This is a genomic window from Streptomyces sp. NPDC050636 (assembly GCF_040654775.1).
In the GTDB taxonomy this organism is placed as follows: Bacteria; Actinomycetota; Actinomycetes; order Streptomycetales; family Streptomycetaceae; genus Streptomyces.
Genome location: NZ_JBFAIP010000224.1, coordinates 1 through 3,445, shown reverse-complemented (window position 1 = coordinate 3,445; position 3,445 = coordinate 1). Strand labels below are relative to the sequence as shown.

Genomic DNA, 3,445 nt, shown 5'->3' with positions numbered 1-3,445 from the left:
CGACCGCTTCCTCAAAGGCGAGCGGAACGGCATCGACACCGAGGGCCAGGTCAACAGCCAGGTGATGTGGAGTGCGGGGCGTGAGCATCTGCGTGTGAGTGTGTGGGTGTCAGCGGATGCCGAGGCCCGCGAGCAGGTCACGAGTCTGCCGCGTGTGCGGGTGGTTCGGACCCAGGACACGGTCCCGTGCGTGCAGCACCTCCTGCACGATGGGCAGAGCGGCGGTCCGGTCCCCGCTCACCGCCGTCCATCGGCCCAGCTCGTGCTGGGTCAGCAAGGTCCGAGGGTGGTGAGCGCCCTGGACCTCCTGACGCACGGGCCACAGGTCGTGCAGCATGGCCAGCGCCTTGTCCGGTGCCCCTGCTTCGCCGATCCACTTGGCGTACTCGTGTCGGGTCGTCAGCATGCTGATGTGCCGAGGACCGAGGACCCGCTCACGCCGCGGTACGAGATCCTCGAACAGCTCCGCGGCCTTTTCCGCATCTCCGGCTTCACCGGTCCGGCGAGCGATTTCATGCTCGGTGGTCAGGGTGTCCGGATGCTCGGCCTCCTGATGTTCAACACGAATGTCCAGGAGTTCACGAAACCTCGTCAGGGCGGCGTCAGGCTGACCTCCCTCACCGATCCAGTATGCGAGGCGGTGCCGGGTCAGCAAGGTATCCGCGTGCGTCGGGCCCAGCGCCCGCTCACGCATCGGAAGGAGCTCCTTGCTCAATTCCACGGCCAGGTCGAATTCGCCCGACTCACCCGTCCAGTACGAGATGTTCTGGCGGCAGTGCAGGGTTCCTGGGTGTTCGGGGCCGGCTACGCGCTCCCAGTCAGGGAGGTAAGTGCGGAACGCTTGAAGTGCGGTGAGAAAATTGCCGCCCTCGGCCAGCCAGTGCGTGTGGATGTCCCTCGTGGTGAGGGTTTCCAGGTGATCCGGGCCGTATACGCGCTCGAAGACTGGCAGGAGTTCGCTGAGGGCAGCGGCGGCGAGGGCCGGGTTTTCCTGCTCGCCGAGATGATCGGCCTTGTCCCGTGCCGACGGCAGGTCCTGCGTATCGTGGACCGCGGAGGCGTGATGCCCGGATTCCTGGGCCTCGCCCAGTCCAAGCATGGACCTCACCTGCTCGATCAGCCCCGGCATCGCGGCTTCGATCATCGAGAAGACTTCGACGAAGTCGGCGTCCTGTCCGTAATACGGGTCGGGCACATCGCCTGGCCCACCGCCCGAGCTCCCGTGCTCCGGAGCGAACGACCGCAGCATCCGGACCCGTTCGTCAGATTTCGTCGCTCCGAACTTTGCTCCGATACGTTCTTTCAGTGCGGCCGCATGATGGTAGTCCATGGCCACGAAGAGATTAGCCTCGAGGTCGCGCTCCCCAAATTGCGCGGCTACGTGGTGAACCGGGTAGCCGTTTGCCGATAGAACTCGGGCGGCTCGTTTGTCGATAGGTTTTCCGGTGTGCCAGGTACCCACACCCGCGCTGGTCACGGAGACGCGATCGGCGATTCCGGCCTTGCGTAAGTGTTCCTTGAACATCAGTGCCGCCATGGGTGAGCGACAGATATTCCCGGTACATATGAAAGATATATGCATGATCGACACCATAATCGATGCCCCATGGGCGGACAAGGATCTTTCCGTAACGCGTATGGAATATTGCATTCCGCATCCTTCCCGGCCTGTTGACGGTGCGACATGTCCGTAGATGACGCGGCATACTCCTGATTATTCGTCGGGAAACGAAGGTTGAGCGTTTGAGGCGGGAGTACCTACCAGCCCATATCCCGGGCTATCGCCTCCTGTGCGGCGGCGCTCTCCTCGCTCGTTTTCATCGACCGCAAGGTCACCGTCCACCTCACCGGCGCCAGGCTCGTCGTGTTCGACAACCGCCGCGAGATCGCCCGCTGTGCCCGGCTCGCCGGTTGCGGTCTGGAGCACCTGGTACTGGACCACTTGAGGTGCTGCTGCCCCAGCCGGGTGCTCTTGACCGCTCCGAGATGTTGTCCCATGCCCGCGCCGAGGGCGCCTTCACCGCCGAGCGTGGGGCGTTCTGGGCCATGGCCAAGCAACAGCCTGGCGAGAGCGAGGGGGCGAAAGCCTGGTCCGGGTCCCAGCGGCATGAGGCAAGCAGCCGTGGAGCCCGTCCGGGTGAGTCACGAACCCCGGCCCCATAACAGACCGTCAGCCCACATAGGCTCGAAGACAGTGCGCTGACCAGCAAGAAAATGGAGAACCGCTGCTGGAGCACTAGCCCGCGGTGGGCGCGGCTACCACGTTGGTCAGGTCCACCGCGCGCCGCAGCCCCTGGGCGAGCCGTACCGCGTCGTCCACGGCCCACAGGTGGACGAAGAACAGCCGCGGCTCGTCGCGCAGGTTGTGGTGGTGCAGCTCGACCAGCTGCAGCCCGCTCCGCCGCAGGGCACGCAGTACTCCCTGCACCTCGTCGGCGACCAGGGCGAAGTCGCCGTGCAGCGCCGCTCGGCCGCCGCCCACCGGCTGGAAGTTGAAGGCCGAGGTCGAGCCGAGCCCCGGCGGCAGTACATGCCCACCGTCGGTGACCGTCTCGCGGCGGATGAAGAGGCACTTGTGCACGCCGTCGACGACGGCCCCCTCGCAGTCGAGCGCCGCGTCCATGCCGGCGGTGTCCAGGTCGACGTCCTGCTGCTTCGTGGTGGGGCGCGGGTCCGGGGTCGCGGTGGCGTCGAGCGCCTTGCGCAATCCCCGGGCGAGTGCCACGGCGTCCCGGCCGTGGGCGTGCACGTGCGTCCACCAGATGTCGGGGGTCTGGGCGAGCAGGTGCTTGTGGATGGCCGTCTGCTCGATACCGGCCCGGTGGAGCCCGTCCGAGAGGGGCTGCAACTCGTCCTCGGTGACGACCAGATCGCCCATGAGGAGCGTGGTCTCGTCGGGGTAGCGGACGAAGGCCACGTGCGAGCCGAGCGCGAGCCCCGCCGAGACGGTGACGCCGTACGAGGTCACATGCAGGTCGTGGCGGAGGAACGCGGTGTGGTAGGCCAGGTTCTCGCGCATCATGCTGCCCGGACGGCCGAGCGCCTCCGCGACCTCGTCCCAGTCCGGCAGCGTCATCGCCACTGGGCCGAGGCCCTCGCCGTCCCGGCGCTTGCCGTCCGGTGCCACGTCGGCCCCCGTGCCGCGGCATGCGCCCGCCCCGGCGAGCGCCGGCGTCAGTGCCACCGCCAGCAGCAGTCTCCGCCGTGACATGTGCTGGTCTTTCCGGATTTCGCCTCTCATACCAGCCACCTCCTGCGGTGAGGCAACCATGCGCAGTGGCAGGGTGGTTGCGCCCGGCTCCGGCGTGGCGCGGATGACGACCGGTCGAACGCAAGACCGTCAATGGGCGTGGGGTGCACGCGCTCGCACAAGCGGCCGGACGGCACATGCCCCACGTGCCCCGTGCCGTGTCACATCCGCCGCCCTGCGGCTGTCAGGGGACCC

General features: G+C 67.1%; 2 protein-coding genes. Both read right to left on the bottom strand.

Translation table 11 applies throughout. The features are described from left to right. Positions 1-109: 109 nt before the first annotated feature. Positions 110-1,582, bottom strand: a complete 1,473-nt coding sequence (locus AB0I10_RS40775) for a tetratricopeptide repeat protein (RefSeq protein ID WP_363157795.1) — start codon at positions 1,580-1,582, stop codon at positions 110-112. A gap of 654 nt (positions 1,583-2,236) precedes the next feature. Further along, positions 2,237-3,211 carry a DUF1259 domain-containing protein gene (locus AB0I10_RS40770; protein ID WP_363157794.1) on the bottom strand — a complete coding sequence of 325 codons (975 nt, stop codon included), beginning with the start codon at positions 3,209-3,211 and terminating at the stop codon, positions 2,237-2,239. Between the last annotated feature and the right edge of the window lie 234 nt (positions 3,212-3,445).

Coding starts and splice junctions, on each gene's coding strand:
- AB0I10_RS40775 (WP_363157795.1), bottom strand. CDS start 1,582: ATGCATATATCTTTCATATGTACCGGGAATATCTGTCGCTCACCCATG.
- AB0I10_RS40770 (WP_363157794.1), bottom strand. CDS start 3,211: ATGTCACGGCGGAGACTGCTGCTGGCGGTGGCACTGACGCCGGCGCTC.